This is a genomic window from Paenibacillus radicis (ex Gao et al. 2016) (assembly GCF_014641555.1).
GTDB lineage: Bacteria > Bacillota > Bacilli > Paenibacillales > Paenibacillaceae > Pristimantibacillus > Pristimantibacillus radicis.
The window spans coordinates 269-20,175 of sequence record NZ_BMHY01000026.1 but is presented as its reverse complement, the minus strand read 5'-3'; the positions used below and the strand labels follow the sequence as shown (position 1 = coordinate 20,175).

General features: G+C 51.8%; 5 protein-coding genes. All 5 read left to right on the top strand.

All coding sequences use genetic code 11. The features are described 5' to 3' along the window. On the top strand, nucleotides 1-1,170 hold a 1,170-nt coding region (locus IEX98_RS28725), incomplete at its 5' end, for a phosphopantetheine-binding protein (protein ID WP_229692442.1). Next, nucleotides 1,167-2,450: an ACP S-malonyltransferase gene (fabD, locus tag IEX98_RS28720; RefSeq protein WP_188893098.1), complete on the top strand. Its 1,284-nt coding sequence runs from the start codon at nucleotides 1,167-1,169 to the stop codon at nucleotides 2,448-2,450. The genes IEX98_RS28725 and fabD, both read left to right, overlap by 4 nt. After that, on the top strand, nucleotides 2,440-6,243 hold the full coding sequence (locus IEX98_RS28715) for an SDR family NAD(P)-dependent oxidoreductase (protein ID WP_188893097.1): 3,804 nt from the start codon (nucleotides 2,440-2,442) through the stop codon (nucleotides 6,241-6,243). The genes fabD and IEX98_RS28715 overlap by 11 nt, the downstream gene beginning before the upstream one ends. Then, nucleotides 6,230-11,302, top strand: a complete 5,073-nt coding sequence (locus tag IEX98_RS28710; protein ID WP_188893096.1) for a type I polyketide synthase — start codon at nucleotides 6,230-6,232, stop codon at nucleotides 11,300-11,302. Before IEX98_RS28715 ends, IEX98_RS28710 begins: the two co-directional genes overlap by 14 nt. A 7-nt stretch (nucleotides 11,303-11,309) precedes the next feature. Further along, on the top strand, nucleotides 11,310-19,907 hold an 8,598-nt coding region (locus tag IEX98_RS28705), incomplete at its 3' end, for a non-ribosomal peptide synthetase (RefSeq protein ID WP_188893095.1).

The following is a 19,907-nucleotide window of genomic DNA, read 5'->3' as shown; positions in this document are numbered from 1 at the left end:
CATCAAGTGAAAATCCGCGGCTACCGGATCGAGCTGGGCGAGATCGAGTCGCAGCTATTGAAGCATAGCGACGTTCAACAGGCTGTCGTTTTGGACAAGACGGACACCAACGGTCATCGATATCTTTGCGCATATGTTGTAGCCGGTTGCCCTATTGCTAACCCGGCTGTCGAGCTGAGGGAGTTTCTCCGTTCCGTGCTGCCGGGCTATATGATTCCCGCAGCCTTTATATTATTGGAGCGGATTCCGCTTTCACCGAACGGAAAGCTGGATCGCAAAACGCTGCCGGAACCGCTGATCAACGATGTTGGGCCGGCTCTACTACAGAAGCCTAGGGACCAGGTGGAACAGGAAATTGCATCATTATGGAAAGCACTTCTGCCGGGTGTCCAAACAATTGGTGCGGACGACGTGTTTTTCGAATTAGGGGGCGATTCAATCAAGTTGGTGCAGCTGCAGTTTTGGCTCGAGGAGCGTTATCCGGGCCGAGTGAGCGTAGCGGATCTGTTCGCCTATCCTACCGTCTCGCAGCTAGCCCGGCATATTAACCGAAACGGGCAAAAAAAGCTGCTCGGAAATGAAATTACTGAGCGAGCTTTTATTCAACGTACACCTGACACATCCGTTCTCTACCGGTATTCATTTGTTGAAGGAGACTGGATTAAGCTGCAGGAGCTGGCCGCTAACCGGAACCTGCCGGTCTATTCCTTGTTAACAGCCGTTATGCTGTATCTTCTTTATGACATCTCGGAATCGGGCACGGTGTCGATTCAAACTATGAATGACTTGCCCAATGTCATTCAGAGCTGCCGCTATACGTTTCAAGGAAACGAAAGCGACTTTTACAAATTCGCCGCAGAAGCAGAACAAGCGTTATCAAGGGAAGGAATAGCTGTAGAAGAGCTGGATGCCGCGCATGCAAAACGGGATGCTGCTACGCTTATTCCGCTCATTTACCGGAAGGACAAGTTGCAAAAATCGGTCAATTTCCTGTACTGGTTCGATTTTGTACTTGAAGTTCAGGATGGGCATGAGGCTCTAGAGCTGGCCTTCCATATTGGCTCCCGATTCCATACAGATGCAATGAGAGCATGGACCGATCAGTACCTTGCAATGATCCATTGGCTCGTCTCGGAGGAGACGGCACATAAGGAGGCCACTCAAGCATGATTGCATTTTTGTTCCCGGGACAAGGTTCCCAGTATATCGGTATGGGCAAAACATTAACTGATCGTTATGCGATTGCCTTGCAAACGTTTGAAGAAGCAAGCGACAGCTTGGGATTCGATTTACTGAAGCTTTGTACGGAAGGTACGCTGGCGGAATTAACGAAAACGGCTAACGCCCAGCCCGCTATTCTTACAGCAAGTGTCGCCGCCTTCCGGGTGTTCATGAACGAATTCGGCATCATTCCGGACTATGCCGCAGGCCACAGCCTGGGAGAGTTTTCAGCGCTCGCATGTGCCGGAGCGCTCTCGTTCACAGACGCGGTCCGGCTTGTCCGGCACAGAGGACAATTCATGCAAGAAGCGGTAGGGCTCGGGAGCGGGGCGATGGCTGCCGTGACAGGTCTTGATGCAGATCGAATACAAGTGGAATGCGGCAAATTCCCTTCCGTCGGCATCTCCAATTACAATTCACCGGATCAGACGGTAATTTCCGGATTGGCGGAGGGGATTAAAGCGGCTGCTGAATCGTTGTCGCAGCTTGGGGCTACTGTCATTCCATTAAAGGTCAGCGCGCCTTTCCACAGTCCGTTGATGGAGGAGGCTGCCATTCGGCTGGAGGAGCAACTGGCGCAAATCACGGTATCGGAGTTATCATTTCCTGTCATCTCCAATGTAATTGCGATGCCTTACGGAAGCCAAAGCGAAATTGCAACGTTGTTGACGCGTCAAATGACGAGTCCCGTACAATGGGTGAAGACGGTTCATTTTCTTGAACGACAAGGGGTAAAGCAGGGAATAGAGCTTGGACCGGCCAAAGTGCTGCAAAAACTTATGCAACACAGGCAATTCAGTATCGATGTGTTTGCACAGGATTCCGAAGAAGACATGGCGCGTTTCCGCAGCTATTATATCGCCTATGCAACCGGTGAGAGGCATGACGCGGAGACAGCGTCTTTTTCCCGCATTATCTCAAGATCGTTGGCCGTGGCGGTATGTATCAAAAACAATAATTGGAACAACACAGAGTATCATAACGGGGTTGTCGTGCCTTACAGGGAAATCCAGCGCATGCAGACGGAGCTCGCCCAAGCTGGTAAGCAGGCTGCGGAGCGGCATGCACGTGAGGCGTTGGCCATGTTGAAATCCGTGTTTGATACGAAAAAGCTTCCGGTTGCCGAGCAGCAAAAGAGATTCCGGCAGCTGCTGGAAGAAACGAATGCGGAAGCGCTGTTTGGCCCGCTTGTTCAAGGCTATTTTTTGGAGGCGCTGCATGAAGCCTAAACTGTTCGGCTTGAGCGGGTCTGTTTTTCACGGGGCGGCGAAGGTGGAGGAAGCTTCGGGAAATGATATCGCGATTATCGGGATGTCAGTCAAGTTTCCGGAAGCGGATCATTATACGGATTTTTGGGGCAATCTGGAAGCCGGAGTAGATTCGATACGGTCTTTGCCTAAGTCCCGGCAGCGGGATGCGATTCAAATGCTTCAACAGCTTCAGTTGGTTAAAGGTCCAATATCCTTTATGAAGGGCGCTTATTTGGAAAATATCGATCAATTCGATTATAAGCTATTCGGGATGACGCCTGGCGAAGCCGTCTATATGGATCCTCATCAGCGATTGTTTCTGCAAACCGCCTGGGAGACGATCGAGAATGCAGGCTATGGAGGGAATAAGCTGAAGGGCAGCCATACCGGCATTTATGTCGGCTTCAACGGCACGACCTCCCATGCCTATTCGGATTATGTAAGGCGGCTGGCTCCCGAAGCGTGGCAGACTTCCTTGACCGGAAATATGAATGCGATTATTGCAAGCCGGCTGGCGTATTTGCTCGATTTTCGCGGCCCCAGCTTTGTCATTGATACGACCTGCTCCTCCTCTCTTGTTGCGATACATATGGCCTGCCAGGGAATCAGAAGCGGGGATTGCGACATGGCGCTGGCAGGCGGGGTAAGGTTGGATCTGCTTCCGATAGAACCCGAAATCCATATTGGCATCCATTCCTCGGACGGACGGACCAAATCCTTCGATGATCGTTCCGACGGAACTGGAATTGGCGAGGGGGTCGCCTCTGTTCTGTTAAAACCGCTGCAGCAGGCGAAAAGTGATGGCGATCATATCTTTGCCGTCATCAAGGGAAGCGCCGTTAATCAGGACGGCAAAACAGTCGGCATTACGGCTCCAAGCAATGAAGCCCAGGAACAGGTCATAGTCCGGGCATGGAAAAACGCTAGTATCGATCCCGAAACGATTCAATATATTGAAACCCATGGCACGGGGACTAAGCTAGGCGACCCTATCGAAATCGATGGGATCAGCAGAGCGTTTAGCAAATATACCGATAAAAAGCAATTTTGCGCAATTGGCTCCGCCAAAACCCATATCGGTCATTTGGACAGCGTTGCAGGCATCGCAGGGGTAGTGAAGGCGGTTTTATCGCTTCGCTACGGCAAAATCCCGCCGCTGCTCCATTTTGAAAGTCCGAACCGCAGCATTCCGTTTATTGATTCACCGGTATATATCAATGATCAATTGGCTGATTGGCCCAAGGGGCTTACTCATCCTAGAAGATGCGGCGTCAGCTCCTTTGGCTTAAGCGGTACGAACTGCCATTTAGTGATGGAAGAGAATGTATCGTCCGAAGCGGAACGTCCCGCTCTGGATCAAGGGCCTTACATTATTAATCTATCAGCCAAATACGAGGAAGGATTGATTCGTCTGGCAGAGCGGTACAAGGGCTGGCTGAACGGCAGTGATATCCGGTTAGCGGATCTATGCTTCACCGCCAATACGGGAAGAGGGCATTACTCTCACCGTTTATCCGTTGTTTTCGGCAATATGGACGAGCTGCTAGACAAATTGAATCAGGGTATTCAGGCCATAAGACATGACTTAGCTATAGATACAGAAGGTGTATATTACGGCAAGCATAGCGTAATTGACGATACGAGAACGAAGCAGCACTTGTACGAGCGAACGCGGGCCGAAATCAGGATGCTATCAGAAACGGCTAACCAAGCGCTTCATAATGAAGAAGTGAGCCTAACGGAACGGTTAAACGCGGCAGGCAGCGGCTACGCAAATGGGGCTGATGTGCGCTGGGAGTCGCTCTATGCAAGCGGCAGCCGGAGGATTCCGCTCCCGACGTATCCTTTTGCCAAGACGCGTTGCTGGGCAGAGCCTCCGGTATCATCTCGTTTCGAAAGACGCGAAGGACTATTTCACAAAAAATCATGGACAAACATCGAGGCAATCAGCCCGTGGCGCGAAGAGCAAGCACGGACGATTATGGTCGTTCATGTAGGGCACCCGCTTGCGATGTCGCTGCTTCACGGCTTGCGGAATTTATCACATCGCGTTATCGAAGTGAAGCTGCAAGGGCGGGAAGATGACTATGAGCGAATCGCTGCAACTGCCATTCAGTGGAGGCCGGATCAGATCATTCATGCCGTTTCGTTCGGCGATGAGCAGGGGCCTGAACTCGATGCCGCTATGTTGGAGGCACGAATGCAGCAAAGCGTGTACAGTCTCTTTCACCTGACGCGGAGCTTGCTTCATCATCAGTATCGCAAAGAGACCGATGTAGTGCTGATTACCTCGAATGCCGAATGGATAAAGGGGCAGCAAGCGGATGTACGCCCGGAAAATACAGCCATGGCTGCGCTTGGACATGTCATCCGCCATGAATACCCGCATCTGAAATGCCGTTGTCTGGACGTTGACGGTAATCCGGCAAGCATGCGGCTGCTGGTGAGTGAAATCGACCAAGATGGAGACGCGATAGAGTTCTATATGACGCTATTCCGGGAAGGAAAAAGGTATATCGAGCAGCTGATACCCATTGATAATGACAGTGTGTCCGGTGCTTCCCCTCCCGTTCGCAGCGGCGGTGTTTATATAATTACGGGCGGTTTGGGAGGAATCGGGATGGCTGTGGCAGCCTATCTTGCGTCTCAACAGCCTGTCAAGCTAATGCTTGTTAGCCGCTCCAAATTTCCCGAGCCGGACCGTTGGTCTAATCTGGGTGATGAGGCGGAAGAAGGGAAATGGAAGCCGCAGCTAGAGAGAATCAAACATATTCAAGCGACCGGTTCCAGCGTAACGGTGTACGATGCCGATGTAGCGGATGCGGTTCGCATGGAAAGCGTCATTCGGGATATTCAGACTAAGCATGGCGCTATTCATGGCGTAGTTCATTGCGCAGGACTTGCCGGCGACGGATTTCTGATTCGCAAAAGCTTTGAACAGTTCAAGGAGGTGCTTTCTCCTAAAGTTCAAGGCACGCTAGTGCTGCATCGGTTGACGCAAACGGAGCCTTTGGATTTCTTCGTGCTCTCTTCCTCCGTAACCAGCTTACTCGGTACGGCCGGGCAAGGCGACTACGCGGCAGCCAATGCGTTTCAGGAAGGCTTCTCCTATTGGCTGAGGCAGTACGAGCGGAACTCAGCCGCCATTCAATGGACGACTTGGGCGGAGACGGGAATGGCTGTCAATTATGGTGTGCAGCATTCGGAAGGTCCTTTTCAATCGATTACGACAGAGGAGGCTTTATTTGCGTTTGAAGAGGTGCTTCAAATGGATATTCCTGCTGTCATAGTCGGCAGAAGGCGTACATCTTTTGCCAGTTCAAGGGAAGCAGCACCGGTACTTACATCTGCAAGAAGCACCGGAGTGCTGACGGCTTCGTTAAGCGGCAACGCAGCCAACCTCTACACGGAAGAGGAGAGGCACGTATCGGCTCTATGGCAAGAAGTGTTAGGTTACGACGATTTTCATGTGGAGGACAATTTTTTCGAAATCGGGGGCGATTCCTTGCTATTGGTTCGCATTCACTCCTTGCTGCAGCAACCGTACAAGGACAAGGTGTCCATTGTCGATTTATTCACCTATCCGACCATTTCAAAGCTTGCTGCCTTCCTTCAGGAGACTAAGGGCGAGACCAATGACCGCTCCCAGGCAAGCAACGGCAAAAAACGCTATCTCAACATGTTCGAGGAGATCGAGAACGGCACGATTACGAAAGAAGAAGTGCTTAAACAATCTTTTTGGAGAGAAGAGGGAAAGCATGAACAAAATTAGCCGGTATGTATTTGAGAACACGGTGGACGGTAAGATCGATAAATATGTCGGAGCCGACTTGCTTGGCATGCTGGAGTCCGGTAAAGACGAGGGAACCGAAGAAATTGCCATTATCGGGATGTCGATCCGTGTACCGCAAGCGGAAACGCTGGATCAATATTGGGAGCTGCTGAAAAACGGTAAGGATTGCATCAAGCCGTTTCCGGCCGGCAGGATGGATGATTTGCGCGGACATGCCGTCGTCTCTGAGCCGGAAGCCTATGCGGAAGGCGGGTATTTGCCGGAAATCGATGCATTCGATTATTCGTATTTTAAAATCTCGCCCAAAGAAGCATCGTTGATGGACCCGAGCCAGCGTATTTTTCTTGAAACGGCCTGGAAAGCGATTGAGGATGCCGGTTATGGGGGAACTCGGCTGAAAGGCTCAAAAACTGGAGTATACGTCGGCTATAACGGCCTGCCTTCCTACTATGAAATGATTGAAAGAAGTTTTCCCGAGCTGATGTCAATAGCCAAGCCTGGAAACATTGCGCCGCTAATCGCCGGAAGGCTGGCCTATTTATTCGATTTCAGCGGGCCTAATATGATGGTCGACACTGCATGCTCATCTTCTCTCGTCGCGGTGCATTTAGCTTGCCGGGCTTTGCGTAACAAGGAATGTTCAACAGCACTTGCTGGCGGTATCCGTATTTCCTTAATGCCTACGGGCAAACAAAGCGTGCTGGACATCGACGCCCCCGATTACCGTGCAAAAGCATTTGACGAGAAGGCTGACGGGACAAGCTGGGGTGAAGGGGCTGCAGCCGTTCTATTAAAACCGGTGGCGCAGGCATTGGCCGACGGAGATCAGATTTATGCGGTCATTAAAGGAAGCGCCACGAATCATGACGGCAATTCCATCGGCATTACCGCTCCGAATGCGAAGGCGCAGGAGGAGTTGATCGTTGCCGCTTGGGAGGATGCCAAAGTAGAGCCGGAGACGATCACCTATATCGAAGCTCACGGAACAGGAACCAAGCTTGGCGATCCGATCGAGATTGAAGGCATGAAGCGGGCATTCGGAAGATTTACGAACCGGAAAAGCTTTTGCGCCGTCAGCTCTGTGAAGCCGAACATTGGTCATCTGGACAGTGCATCGGGTCTTATCGGGCTAATGAAAGCGGTACTGGCGATTAAGCACGGTGTGCTTCCGCCATCCGTTCATTACAACAAGCCGAACCCGAATTTGAAAATCGAAGATTCACCCGTATACGTCAACGCTTCGCTATCGGTCTGGAATACTGGCGGAACGCCAAGACGTTGCGGCGTCAGTGCGTTTGGAATTAGCGGGACGAACTGTCATGTCGTATTGGAGGAGCCGCCGATATCAGAGGCGGGAAGCAGCCCCCAAACACATATCCCGCACATCTTGGCTTTATCGGCAAAAACCAGAAGCGGGCTGGAGAGGCTGATTTTGAATTATAGCGCTTTTTTGCAAAGCCGCAAGCAAGTTTCCGTTGTGGATCTCTGCTATACAGCCAATACGGGTCGGGGGCATTATGAGCATCGTCTCGCTATCATCGTGCGTCATTTGGATGATTTGAAGAATGCGCTGCAACAGCTGTCTGAAGCTGGATTGCCGCTGGTTCCGGATGAGGCTCGCTTTTATAACAGTCATAAAATCATTACTGAGGATAAGCAATTTGCAGCGGTTCATGAAATCACGGAGTCCGAGAAACGAAGTCTTTCCCTGAGAGCTGCCGAATTGACGCAACGCATTACGCATTCAGAAGACAACGATACGGCGGCTCTTGTCCGGGAACTATGCCAGCTCTATACGCGAGGGGCCGATATCGACTGGCCGCTTCTATACCGGAACGAAAGGCGGCGTAAAGTGAGCTTGCCCGGCTATCCTTTCGAGAAAAACCGCTGCTGGCTCGACCGCCCGAACACCACGACATTATCCCTGGCGGCAGAATCATCGCCGAGATTGCATCCGCTAGTCGACCGGTTACTCGTTGCGACGCACCAGCAAGATATTTATGAGACGGTCTTTGATGTAACCAGTCATTGGGAGCTTCACGACCATATCATTTATGGAAAGCCGACGATTCCCGGTACGACGTACGTGGAAATGGCCCGTTTTATCGGTGAAAAAATGTTTCCAGGGCAGTCCGTCGAGATCTCGAAACTTGTATTTCTAACCCCGATGAGCGTTGCGGGCGGCCCCGGCAAAAGGGCACATCTCATCGTGTCAAAAAGCGGGAAGCAGCCTGCATTCTCGATTGTTTCCTGTTCTGAAGCGGCGGATGATTCGTGGACCGTGCATGCGGAAGGCATGATCCAGCCGACTCCGTCGCAGCCGGTCCGAGCAGGACATCTAGAGCAGTTGAAGAGCCGGATAGGGAGCCGTCCGGTGCGCCGGAAGCAAATTGCAGGAGAAGCGACTGCACACCGGCCAATTGCATTTGGGCCAAGATGGTCGGGGATCGACTTGCATGAGTGGTTTCAGGATGAGGAGGAGTGGCTGGGTCATCTGCAACTGTCGGAATCGTTGTTGGCGGACTTGCCAAAGTATGGTCTGCATCCTTCTCTGCTCGATGTGGCGGTTACATCAGGCTCAGGCTTTTGGTCGGACGGGTTTTATTTGCCGCTGAAATACGATTCGATTTGCATTTACGGCGATACGCCTTCCCGTTTTTACGCGCATTACAAGACGAAAGCAGCATCGGTAGCAGCTCAAGGTGATAAAGAAACGATTTCTTATGATGTGACGCTCTATCGTGAGAATGGGGAGCCCTTTGTTGAAATCGCCAATTTTACGATGAAGAAGGTCCGCAGCGCCGAGAGCTTGAACAGCGACGACGCGAACTGGTTTCATCGGGTAGGCTGGGTGGAAAGTCCGCTTGACGACGTGAAGGAAGTTGAGACCTTCGGGACGGTTGTCGTCTTCCGGGAGCAAAGCCGGTTGTGCGAGCGTTTCGTAACTGAAACCCGCGAACAAGGCTCGCGTGTAATCGAGGTTGCATTCGATCGCGAGAATCGCATTCCTCAAGAGGATGTTATCTGCATCACAGGGGACGCGGAAAGCTATCAGTGGCTGATGGAACAGCTGCAGGAAGTGAACGGAATTGTATATTTCCGTACCGCTGCAGGAACGGAAGCGGACGAGTTCACTCACTTCAAGCAGTCTCAGCAGCAAGGCGCGTATTCCTTATTTCATTTGACCAAGCAGCTCCGCAGCTTCCAGTATCCGGTCAAGCTGCTCTTCATCGCTCAAGGCGTCCACACCGTTACGGGGCTTGAACCTTTACATCCATACGCGGCCAGTCTATTCGGCGTATCGAAGGTTGTTCGCCAGGAGTATCCCGGATTAGTCTGCCAAAACATCGATATCGACGCTGAGACAGAGGTTGCTGACCTCTGGAGGGAGCTAGCCTTTGAGGGCAAACGGGCTGATGTCAGCTTCCGCTCAGGAAAAAGATACGTAGAGCAATTCGAGACCGTTCAGCTCGCTGAGCTTTCCGATCATGAGCAAGCGCCTGCATCCCTGCGGAATAATGGCATTTATGTTATTACCGGAGGAGCGGGCGGGCTAGGGCTGGAGACTGCTTATTATTTAGCGAGCTGTTCCGCCAAACATATCGCGCTAATCAATCGATCGGCTTTTCCTGACAGGACAACATGGGATGCGATCTTATCCTCTGGTACTGATGATCGGTTGAAACAGAGGATTAGCCGGATACGGGAGATTGAAGCGCTTGGCGCTCATATTCATTGCTACGCATCGAACGTCGCTTCGCCTGATGATATGACGGCGTTGTTCCAAGAGCTGCGTCAGCAATTCGGGTCAGTAGCCGGAGTGGTGCACAGTGCAGGCGTGGCAGGCGGCAATATGATTCACAATCGGAAGGAGACAGACTTTACGTCCGTACTTCAACCTAAGGCGGAGGGAGTCTGGCTGCTTGATCAATTAACCGAAGGTGATGATCTTGATTTTATGATCTATTATTCGTCCATCACTGGATTATTCGGCTATATTGGCCAGTGCGATTATACGGCGGGCAACGCATTTCTCGACGCATATGCCCGCTATCGGGCACGGAAGGGCAAACGAACGCTGTCGATTAATTGGCCGGCATGGCAGGAGCTGGGCATGGCATTTGATCACGAGGTCGACAACGAGAAAGGGATTTTCCAATCGATCCGCAGCCGCGACGCCTTTCAGCAGTTGGATCTTTTATGGAGGAAGGACATAAGCAATGCCGCCATTGTGGAACTGAATTATGCGCAAATTTCTCCCGAGCTTCCATTCGACGTCTTGTGGTCGCCGGGTATTAAAGCAAAAGCGAAAAAAGGGAAGGTTGCTCCTAATCCTGCTCCTGCTGCGGAACAGAGAATTCAAACCCAGCAGCCAGTTTCTGCCGTGCATGCGGCAATAGATCATAACGCGATCGTCAAGCAAGTTTCTCTTTTATGGTCCGAAGTGCTGGGGCAAGCTGCGATCAACCCGTTCGAAAGCTTTTATGAGCTTGGCGGGGATTCGATGATGGCCGTTCAATTGTCACGCAAGCTGGATGAGCACTTTCCGGGCATGGTCGATTTAGCTGATATTTTCACCCATTCTTCCATCGATAAGCTGTCTAGAGCGATTGCTGAGAAGCAGAATATTCAAACGGCAGACGATAGTGCCGTGGCGACGAGCTTTTCACACCATGATAGTCTGACGGACATTGAAAAACAAGTTTCTCTCATATGGTCTGAGGTTCTTGGACATCCGACGATCGACGTATTTGAAAGCTTCTACGAGCTTGGCGGAGACTCGATTATGGCCGTACAGCTTTCGCGCAAGCTGGAGGGGATATTCCCCGGAGCGATCGATCTGGCTGACATTTTCACCTACCCGACCGTCCGTAAGATTTCAAGCGCGATAGCCGAGAAGCTTATGCCGGAGCAAGCCGGCATTTATGTGCATGAAGCAGCGGCTCATGCGGAGCAGCCGGAGTTGGACGACATATTGGAACTGCTGGAGCAAGGAAAAATATCAACTCACGAGGCAGCAAAAATGATGGGGAGATGATATTGGCATGGAGCAATTGAGAGCTTGGATTTTGGAGCAGCTGTCCGCCAAAGCAATCGCGAAGGAAGAGGCGAAAAAGCTGCTGCTGGCGCTTGAGCATGAATCGCAATCGGCTATAGATGATGATATTGCCGTCATCGGCATGTCCTGCCGGACCGCTGGGGCGGAGACGCTGGAGGCGTTCTGGGACAACATCGCTGCGGGAAAAAGCTTTATCGATAAGCTGCCAGCCGGCAGGCTTTATGATCTGAAAAACTATTTTGACAGCGGCCAAGAGGAAGCATATCGCGATAAGACGATGGAAGAGCTTCGGGCCGCGCTTCGTTACGGCGGCTACATGAAAGATATCGACAAGTTCGATGCCGATTTTTTCGGCCTGTCCGAAGAGGAAGTACTCGCCATGGACCCCTACCAGCGCATTATGCTGGAGTGCTGTATGGAAGCGATCGAGAACGCGGGCGCTGGCGGCGATTATTTAAGAGGCACTCGAACGGGGATTTTTATCGGGCGGGATCAAACGAGCCATTCCATTTACCGGGACATTATCGATAAGGAAACGATGCTCTCGACGGTCGGCAACTATGCAAGTATAGTTGCCAGCCGATTGGCTTATTTGTCGGACTTTCGCGGACCGGCAATGGTGGTTGATACCGCATGCTCCTCCGGTCTGGTAGCCGTCCATCTAGCTTGCCAATCGATTCGCAGCAAGGAATGCCAATATGCGATCGCTGGCGGCATCAATATCGACTATAGCCCCATTGACCGGATGCAAGATGTCGAGTACAAAAGTCTGACTTCCGATTCGCCTATGATTCGTACGTTCGACAAAGCAAGCAGCGGGACACTCTGGGGAGACGGTGCGGCCGTCGTACTGCTCAAGCCGCTCCGGCAAGCAATTCTCGATCGCGATCCTATTCAAGCGGTTATTAAGGGAAGTGCGGTCAATAACGACGGAGCCTCGAATGGGATTCTGGCTCCAAATGCGGATGCCCAGACGGAAGTGATTATCTCCGCATGGCAAACCGGAAATATTGAACCGGAGCATGTTTCCTATATGGAGTGTCATGGTACGGGGACGATTATTGGCGATCCGATTGAGGTGAAGGGCATTTCCAACGCCTTCAAACCGTACACGTCCAAAAAACAGTTTTGCGCGCTCAGTGCTTTAAAGCCCAACATTAGTCACGTATTGGCACCATCGGGCGTGTTAGCGCTTATAAAAGTAATTTTGGCGATGAAGCATAAGCAGCTTCCGCCCACGCTCCATTTCGAGGAGCCTAATCCTTATATGCAATTGAGCGATTCTCCGGTATACATTAACGATCAATTGGCGGAATGGAAGAGTGATGTTCCCCGGACAGCCGGGGTCAGCGCATTTGGGTTTAGCGGCACGAATTGCCATGTCGTCGTTCAGCAATTCGAACAGCAGGCAAGCTCTAAAGGAGGCTCCCGGCTATGGCCGTTTGTCGTTTCGGCTAAAAACGAGGAAAGCTTTAAGCGGCTGTTGCTCCATTACCGCGATTATCTGAATGATTCGATAGATATCGGCGATTTATGCTATACAGCGGCGACAGGCCGGGGGCATTATGATTATCGCTTGGCAATCGTCGTCCGCAGCATTTCCGAGCTTAAGCAGCAACTGGGAGCGTTTATTGATGGAGGGTTTGTACAACAGGAAGAAGCGGGACTGCTATATGAGCAGTCATCTTCCCGGATGCAAAAGAAAGAAACAGATAGCTTAAGCAAGCTTGCGAACGCTTTGGCGGGGAAGCTTTACCATATCGATGCCGAGGCATTGCCCGGTCGTTTGTCCCTATTGTGCAATCTGTACGTTCAAGGTGCGAAGGTTGATTGGGCTTCCTATTATCGAATGGAAAATAGACGAAGAATCGAGCTGCCGATCTATCCTTTCCAGCGAAACCGTTATTGGGCGGGAGCACATATGTCCTATGAGCAAGCTGCGGCAGCTGCAGGACTGCTTGAAGAGGGGGAGAAAGAAGAGCAGAAGGAGGCCGTCTTTGAGCTGTCACATACGCAAAAAGCGATGTGGTTTTTGCAGCGGATGAACCCGGAATCGACAGCGTACAATTTGGAATTTATATCTGAGATGAACCGCCAACTGGATACAGCTGCTTTTCAGGAAGCGCTGAATACAGTAATTCGCCGTCATGCTGTATTTAGAACGGTATTTACGGAAATCGACGGACACCCATTTCAAGTCATTAAGAACCGGCATTTTTATAAACTCGAAGTAGTGGACTGCTCTAGGGAGCATGATCCATCAGCCGCAATAGCTGCCGCCAGAGATAAACTGCGGTACTGGTCATTTGATTTGTCGCAGCCGCTGCTGCTGGCAAAGCTATTCAAAAAGTCGGAAACGAGCTATATCGTTTATTTCAATATACATCATCTTATCTTTGACGCGACAAGTGCTGAAATTTTAATGCAAGAGCTTTTGGCCTATTACGAATCGTTTGCCGCGGGGGGAACGCCGCTTGTTGCTCCAACAGACATTCGCTTTGTGGACTGGGTACAGTCACAGGCCGCTTGGGAGCAGAGTGAAGAATTCCATCACAGTGAACGTTACTGGCTGTCCAACCTAGGCGGCACGCTGCCTGTCCTAGAATTGCCTGTTGATAATGCACGGCCAGATGTTTTGTCTTACCGGGGCGATCATATATTCAGCCAAGCTGATGCTGAACTCACAGAGCAAATACTGGCAGCTGCCAAACGATTGAATTGCTCAGCCAATATATTGCTAATGGCCTGTTACTTTATGATGCTTCATCGGATTTCGGGTGAGGAGGATCTTATTGTAGGGTTCCCCTTTAGAGGAAGGGAAACGAAACAAACGGAACAATTAATCGGTCTATTTATTAACATGATCAGCCTGCGCGTTCAATTGGAACCGGATATGCCGTTTGTTCAACTGCTGAAGCGCATCATGGAGCGTAATGTCGAAGCTATTAGACACCGGAAATATCCGTTTGATTTGTTGGTGACCCAATTAAATCCGGTACGGACGTTAAATCGGAATCCGATCTTTTCTACCGCCTTTTTCTACTATCATATGTACGAAAATCAAACACAGGGCGTCAGCCTCTATGATTTGAGTCTTAGCTGCAAGCTGTCGAACAGCTGTTTTGAATTCAATTTGACGTACAGCACCGATTTGTTCCAGCGTCAATCTGCAGAACAGTTTATGGCTTATTTCATTCGTATCGTGAATCAGGTGACGACGAATCCTAATGTTAGATTATCGGAAGCAGATGTGCTTTCAGAACGAGAAAAACAGCGATTATTGCATGAGTTCAATGCAACGGCTGCTGATTTCCCAAGGGAGCAGACGATTCACGGGCTGTTCGAAGCGCAGGCGGCGCGAATACCGGATCAAACAGCGGTGTCGCTGGGCAACGAGAGTCTGACCTTTGGAGAGCTGAACGCGAAGGCGAACCGGTTAGCGCGGACGCTGCGGACCGCGGGGGCAGGGGCAGACTCGCTCGTCGGCCTCATGGCCGAGCGGTCCCTCGACATGATGGTGGCGGTCATGGCGATTTTGAAGGCGGGCGGGGCTTATGTGCCGTTTGACCCCGCTCACCCGGAAGCGCGTATCCGCTACATGCTGGAGGATTCCGGCGCGAAGCTGCTGTTGACGCAAGCCCGTTTGCGGGAACGCGTCTCCTTCTTTACCGGACAGGTTATCCTCTTGGAGGACGAGACGGCATACGCATCCGACAGCTCCGACCTGGAGGCAGTAAGTGGACCTGAACAGTTGGCTTATGTGATTTACACCTCAGGGACGACGGGTCAGCCGAAGGGCGTTATGATTGAGCATCATGCTGTCGTTAACCGGCTGCACTGGATGCAAAAGGCGTATCCGCTGACGGCTGGCGATTGTCTGCTGCAGAAAACGCCGATAACGTTCGACGTGTCCGTATGGGAGCTGTTCTGGTGGGCAATTGCCGGGCAGCAGCTGCGTCTGCTTCCTCCGCAAGGGGAAAAGGACCCGCGGACCATTGCGGAGACAATTGCGAAGGGTGAAGTGACGGTCATTCACTTTGTACCTTCGATGTTTCAAATGTTCCTGCACTATGTGGAGCAAAATGAGGGCCGGGGTTTAAGGCAACTGGCGAGCTTGAAGACGATATTCGTAAGCGGCGAAGCGCTGCCGCTATCGCAAGCGGAGGCGTTCTACCGTATATTTGGCGAACGAGTGCAGCTGGTTAATTTATACGGGCCGACAGAGGCAACGGTCGATGTGTCGCATTTGCGCTGTGAACCAGGCATGACAAGAATGACGATTGGCAAGCCGATCGACAATCACCGGCTGCTGATCGTGAACACGAGCGGACAATTGCAGCCGATAGGCGTAACCGGCGAGCTGTGCATCGCGGGAGAAGGTCTGGCACGCGGCTACTTGAACCGTCCGGAGCTGACAGAGGAGAAGTTTGCAGCAAGCCCGCTCGCCGGAGGGGAGCGAATGTACCGGACGGGAGACTTGGCGAGATGGCTGCCGGACGGGCACGTGGAGTACAGGGGCCGGATGGATCATCAAGTGAAAATCCGCGGCTACCGGATGGAGCTGGGCGAGATTGAGTCGCAGCTACTAAAGCATGATGACGTTCAGCAGGCTGTCGTTCTGGACAAGACGGACAGCAGCGGTCATCGATATCTTTGCGCGTATATAGCGGCAAACAGGGAAATGTTCGTTTCCCAGTGGAGAACCTATCTGTCGGCATCGCTGCCGGAGTACATGATACCGGCGCAGTTTATCCAAGTGGAGGAGGTTCCTCTTACGCCCAATGGAAAAGCTGATCGCAAAGCGCTACGGCAATTGGATATTGTCGCCAGTTTGGATTCTGAATATGTGGCACCGCAAAGCGAGAAGGAAATGATTTTGTCCAAAATATGGCGGGATGTTCTCGGAGGTGAAACAATCGGCATTCATGACCGATTCTTTGATTTGGGCGGTGATTCGATCAAATCTATCCAAGTGTCGTCACGCTTATATCAGGCTGGCTACAAACTGGAGCTGAAGGATCTGTTTCAGTTCCCGACGATTGCTCAATTGGCTCAGCGGATTCAAGCGGTTAGCCGAATGGCGGATCAAGGGGATGTGACTGGAGAGACGAAGCTGACGCCAATACAATGCTGGCTTTTCGAGCAGAAATGGGCGAAGCCTAGCCATTATAATCAGGCCATGCTGCTGCATCGTGCCGATGGATTTGATGAAGCTGCAATATGCAAGGCAATCAATGCGTTAACCGTGCATCATGATGCACTTCGCCTTGTGTTTCTTGAAGCTGAATCCGGAATTGTGAGCAGGAACCGTGCAGTTGGGGAAGGAGAGTCTTTCAGCTTTGAGTGCATAGACCTCCGGGAGACAGAAGGGATTGCGCTGGCGATTGAGGAACAGGCCGAGCGGCTGCAGCAAAACATGGAGCTGGGTGCAGGTCCGCTGATCAAGGCGGCACTGTTTCGGTGCAAGGATGGAGATCACCTGCTGCTCGTCATTCATCACTTGGTCGTCGACGGCGTCTCGTGGCGGATTTTATTCGAGGACTTGTCGTCCGGCTATGAGCAAGCCCGCGAAAGCGGTGAAATCAAATTGGCAGAGAAGACGGATTCCTTCCAGTTATGGGCGAGCTCTATGCATGATTATGCAAATGCTGCGCTTCCGCAGGAAGAACGTGAATATTGGCAAGCGGTTGAACGTGCGGAGCATCAACGGCTGCCGAGAGACAGGGAAGGAACTGATGCTCTCGTTCGCGATGGCCGCGTCGTATCGATCCAGCTGGATGAAGCCGATACGTTTCTCCTGCTGAGGCGGGCGCATCACGCCTACAATACGGAAGTGAATGATCTGCTGCTGACGGGGCTTGGTCTTGCTATGCAAGGCTGGGCAGGACTGGACTCTGTTATGATCGCGCTGGAGGGTCATGGCAGGGAGAAGCTTGGTTCGGATGTGGACGTCTTTAGAACGGTTGGGTGGTTCACCAGCTTGTACCCGTTCTTATTGAATACAGGAGCAGGCTCAGGCTTGCGCCAGACGATTAAGAAAGTGAAGGAATCATTGCGCCGGGTTCCGCGTAAAGGGATCGGATACGGCTTATTGCGTTATGCCGCTGTAGAACGGTCAGGTGATGAAGCCTATGTTCTACAGCCAGAGGTTTGCTTCAACTATTTGGGACAATTTGACGAAGACTTTAATCAAAGCGGCATGGTGATGTCCAATTATGGTACGGGAGCCACGTCAAGTCCCAATAATTTGCGTCCCTATTTGCTTGATATTAACGGAATCATCCTAGGAGGCCGGCTCCACTTGATGATCAGCTACAGCCCTCAGCAGTATGAACAGGAGCATATCGAGCGGCTAGCCGATCTATTCAAAGAGAATCTGGAGGCGGTCATCCGGCACTGTGCTTCGCAAGCGCAAGCGGAACTGACGCCTGGTGACGTGCTGGTGAAGGGCATATCGATAGAGGATTTGGAGCAGTTGGTGCAGCAAACGAAGCCTATCGGTGAGGTCGAGAATGTATATCCCCTTACGCCAATGCAGAAAGGGATGCTGCTTCACCGTATGTTGAACCCGCATTCGGGTGCGTATTTCGAGCAATCGACGATGGATTTGCGGGGGCATTTGGACGAGGAGGCATTTCGTCAAAGCCTAGACAGGCTGGCACAACGGCATGAGGTTCTGCGCACGAACATATACGGCGGCTGGAAGGAAGCGCTTCAAGTCGTCTTCCGAAGCAAACAGCTCGTACTGCGCATGGAGGATGCGCGATCGATTGCGGAGGAGCGGCTTGCTGCTTATTTAGAGGAAGCCGCTGCTGCCGACAGGGAGGAAGGGTTTGACTTAAACTGCGATGCATTAATGCGGATAACCGTTATTCGTACCGGCTATGACCATTACCGGCTGCTGTGGAGCTTCCATCATATTGTGATGGACGGCTGGTGCTTGCCGGTGGTGTACCGCGAGTTGTTCGACATCTATTACGCGCTGTTGACGCATAGGGAGCCGCAGCATTCGCCAGTCACCCCTTACAGTCATTTCATCCAGTGGCTGGAAGAGCAAGATGATGCCGCTGCAAGCCGCTATTGGACCGGTTATTTAACCTCTTATGAGAACCAGACCTTGCTGCCCTATGCTAATAAAAAGCTGTCAGGCGATGAGAATGATGTACCGGAGACCCGTTACCTGACCATAGCCGAAGATTTGTCGGAGTCGTTGCACCGGCTTGCAAGAAAGCAGCAAACGACGCTGAATATTGTGATGCAAACCGCGTGGGGGCTGCTGCTGCAAAAATACAACGGAAGCACCGATACCGTGTTCGGAAGCGTCGTGTCAGGCCGGCCTGCGGTTTTGCCGAATGTAGAGCAGATGGTCGGGCTATTCATTAATACAGTGCCTGTTCGCATTCGCCAAGAGCAGGGAGAGCGGGTAGCGGAACTTATCCGCCGGACACAAGATGATGCCGTGGCATCGGCAAGGCATCAATCGTATCCGTTGTATCAAATTCAGTCAGATATTGGAATGAAGCAGGAATTAGTTAATCATATTCTCGTCTTCGAGAACTATCCGATGAGCGAGCAAATGGAAGGTCAGATGGCGCAAGAGCATGGGATAGAGATTGCTAATGTCGCGTTTCGGGAGCAAACGAATTATGATTTCAACGTCACCATCATTCCGGGCCAGAAGCTTACACTGGGTTTCCAATATAATGCCAGCGTATTCGAAGCTGAGGATGTAATACGTATCGGGAGCCATTGGATTCATTTGCTGCAGCAAATCGCGGACAATCCCGATTTGGCTGTGGAGGCGCTCGAGCTGATCACGGAAGATGAAAAGACAGTAATCAAGAATAAGTTCAATGCAACGGCTGCGGACTTTCCTAGGGAGCAGACGATTCACGGGCTGTTAGAAGCGCAGGCGGCGCGAATACCGGAGCAAACAGCGGTGTCGCTGGGCAGCGAAAGTCTGACCTATGGAGAACTGAACGCAAAGGCGAACCGGCTGGCACGGACGCTTCGCGATACGGGTGTAGGGGCGGACTCGCTCGTGGGCCTCATGGCGGATCGGTCGCTCGACATGATTGTCGCTGTGATGGCGATTTTGAAAGCGGGCGGGGCTTATGTGCCGTTTGATCCCGCTCACCCGGAAGCACGTATCCGTTATATGCTGGAGGATTCTGGTGCAAAGCTGCTGTTGACGCAAGCTCATTTGAAGGAACGCGTCTCCTTCTTTACAGGGCAGATGATCGCCTTGGAGGACGAGGCGGCATACGCATCGGACAGCTCCGACTTGGATGCAGTAAGCGGCCCCGAACATTTGGCTTATGTCATCTACACATCAGGGACGACAGGTCAGCCGAAGGGCGTTATGATTGAGCATCACTCTGTCGTTAACCGGCTGCACTGGATGCAAAAGGCGTATCCATTGACGGATGGTGACGTGCTGCTGCAGAAAACGCCGGTAACGTTCGACGTGTCTGTATGGGAGTTGTTCTGGTGGGCTTTTGCCGGCCAGGAGCTGCGTCTGCTTCCCCCGCAAGGAGAAAAGGACCCGCGGACGATTGCCGAAACAATTGCGAAGGGTGAAGTG

Bases quoted from the DNA above. Each gene is read 5' to 3' on its own strand.
- fabD (WP_188893098.1), top strand. From the start codon at position 1,167: ATGATTGCATTTTTGTTCCCGGGACAAGGTTCCCAGTATATCGGTATG.
- IEX98_RS28715 (WP_188893097.1), top strand. From the start codon at position 2,440: ATGAAGCCTAAACTGTTCGGCTTGAGCGGGTCTGTTTTTCACGGGGCG.
- IEX98_RS28710 (WP_188893096.1), top strand. From the start codon at position 6,230: ATGAACAAAATTAGCCGGTATGTATTTGAGAACACGGTGGACGGTAAG.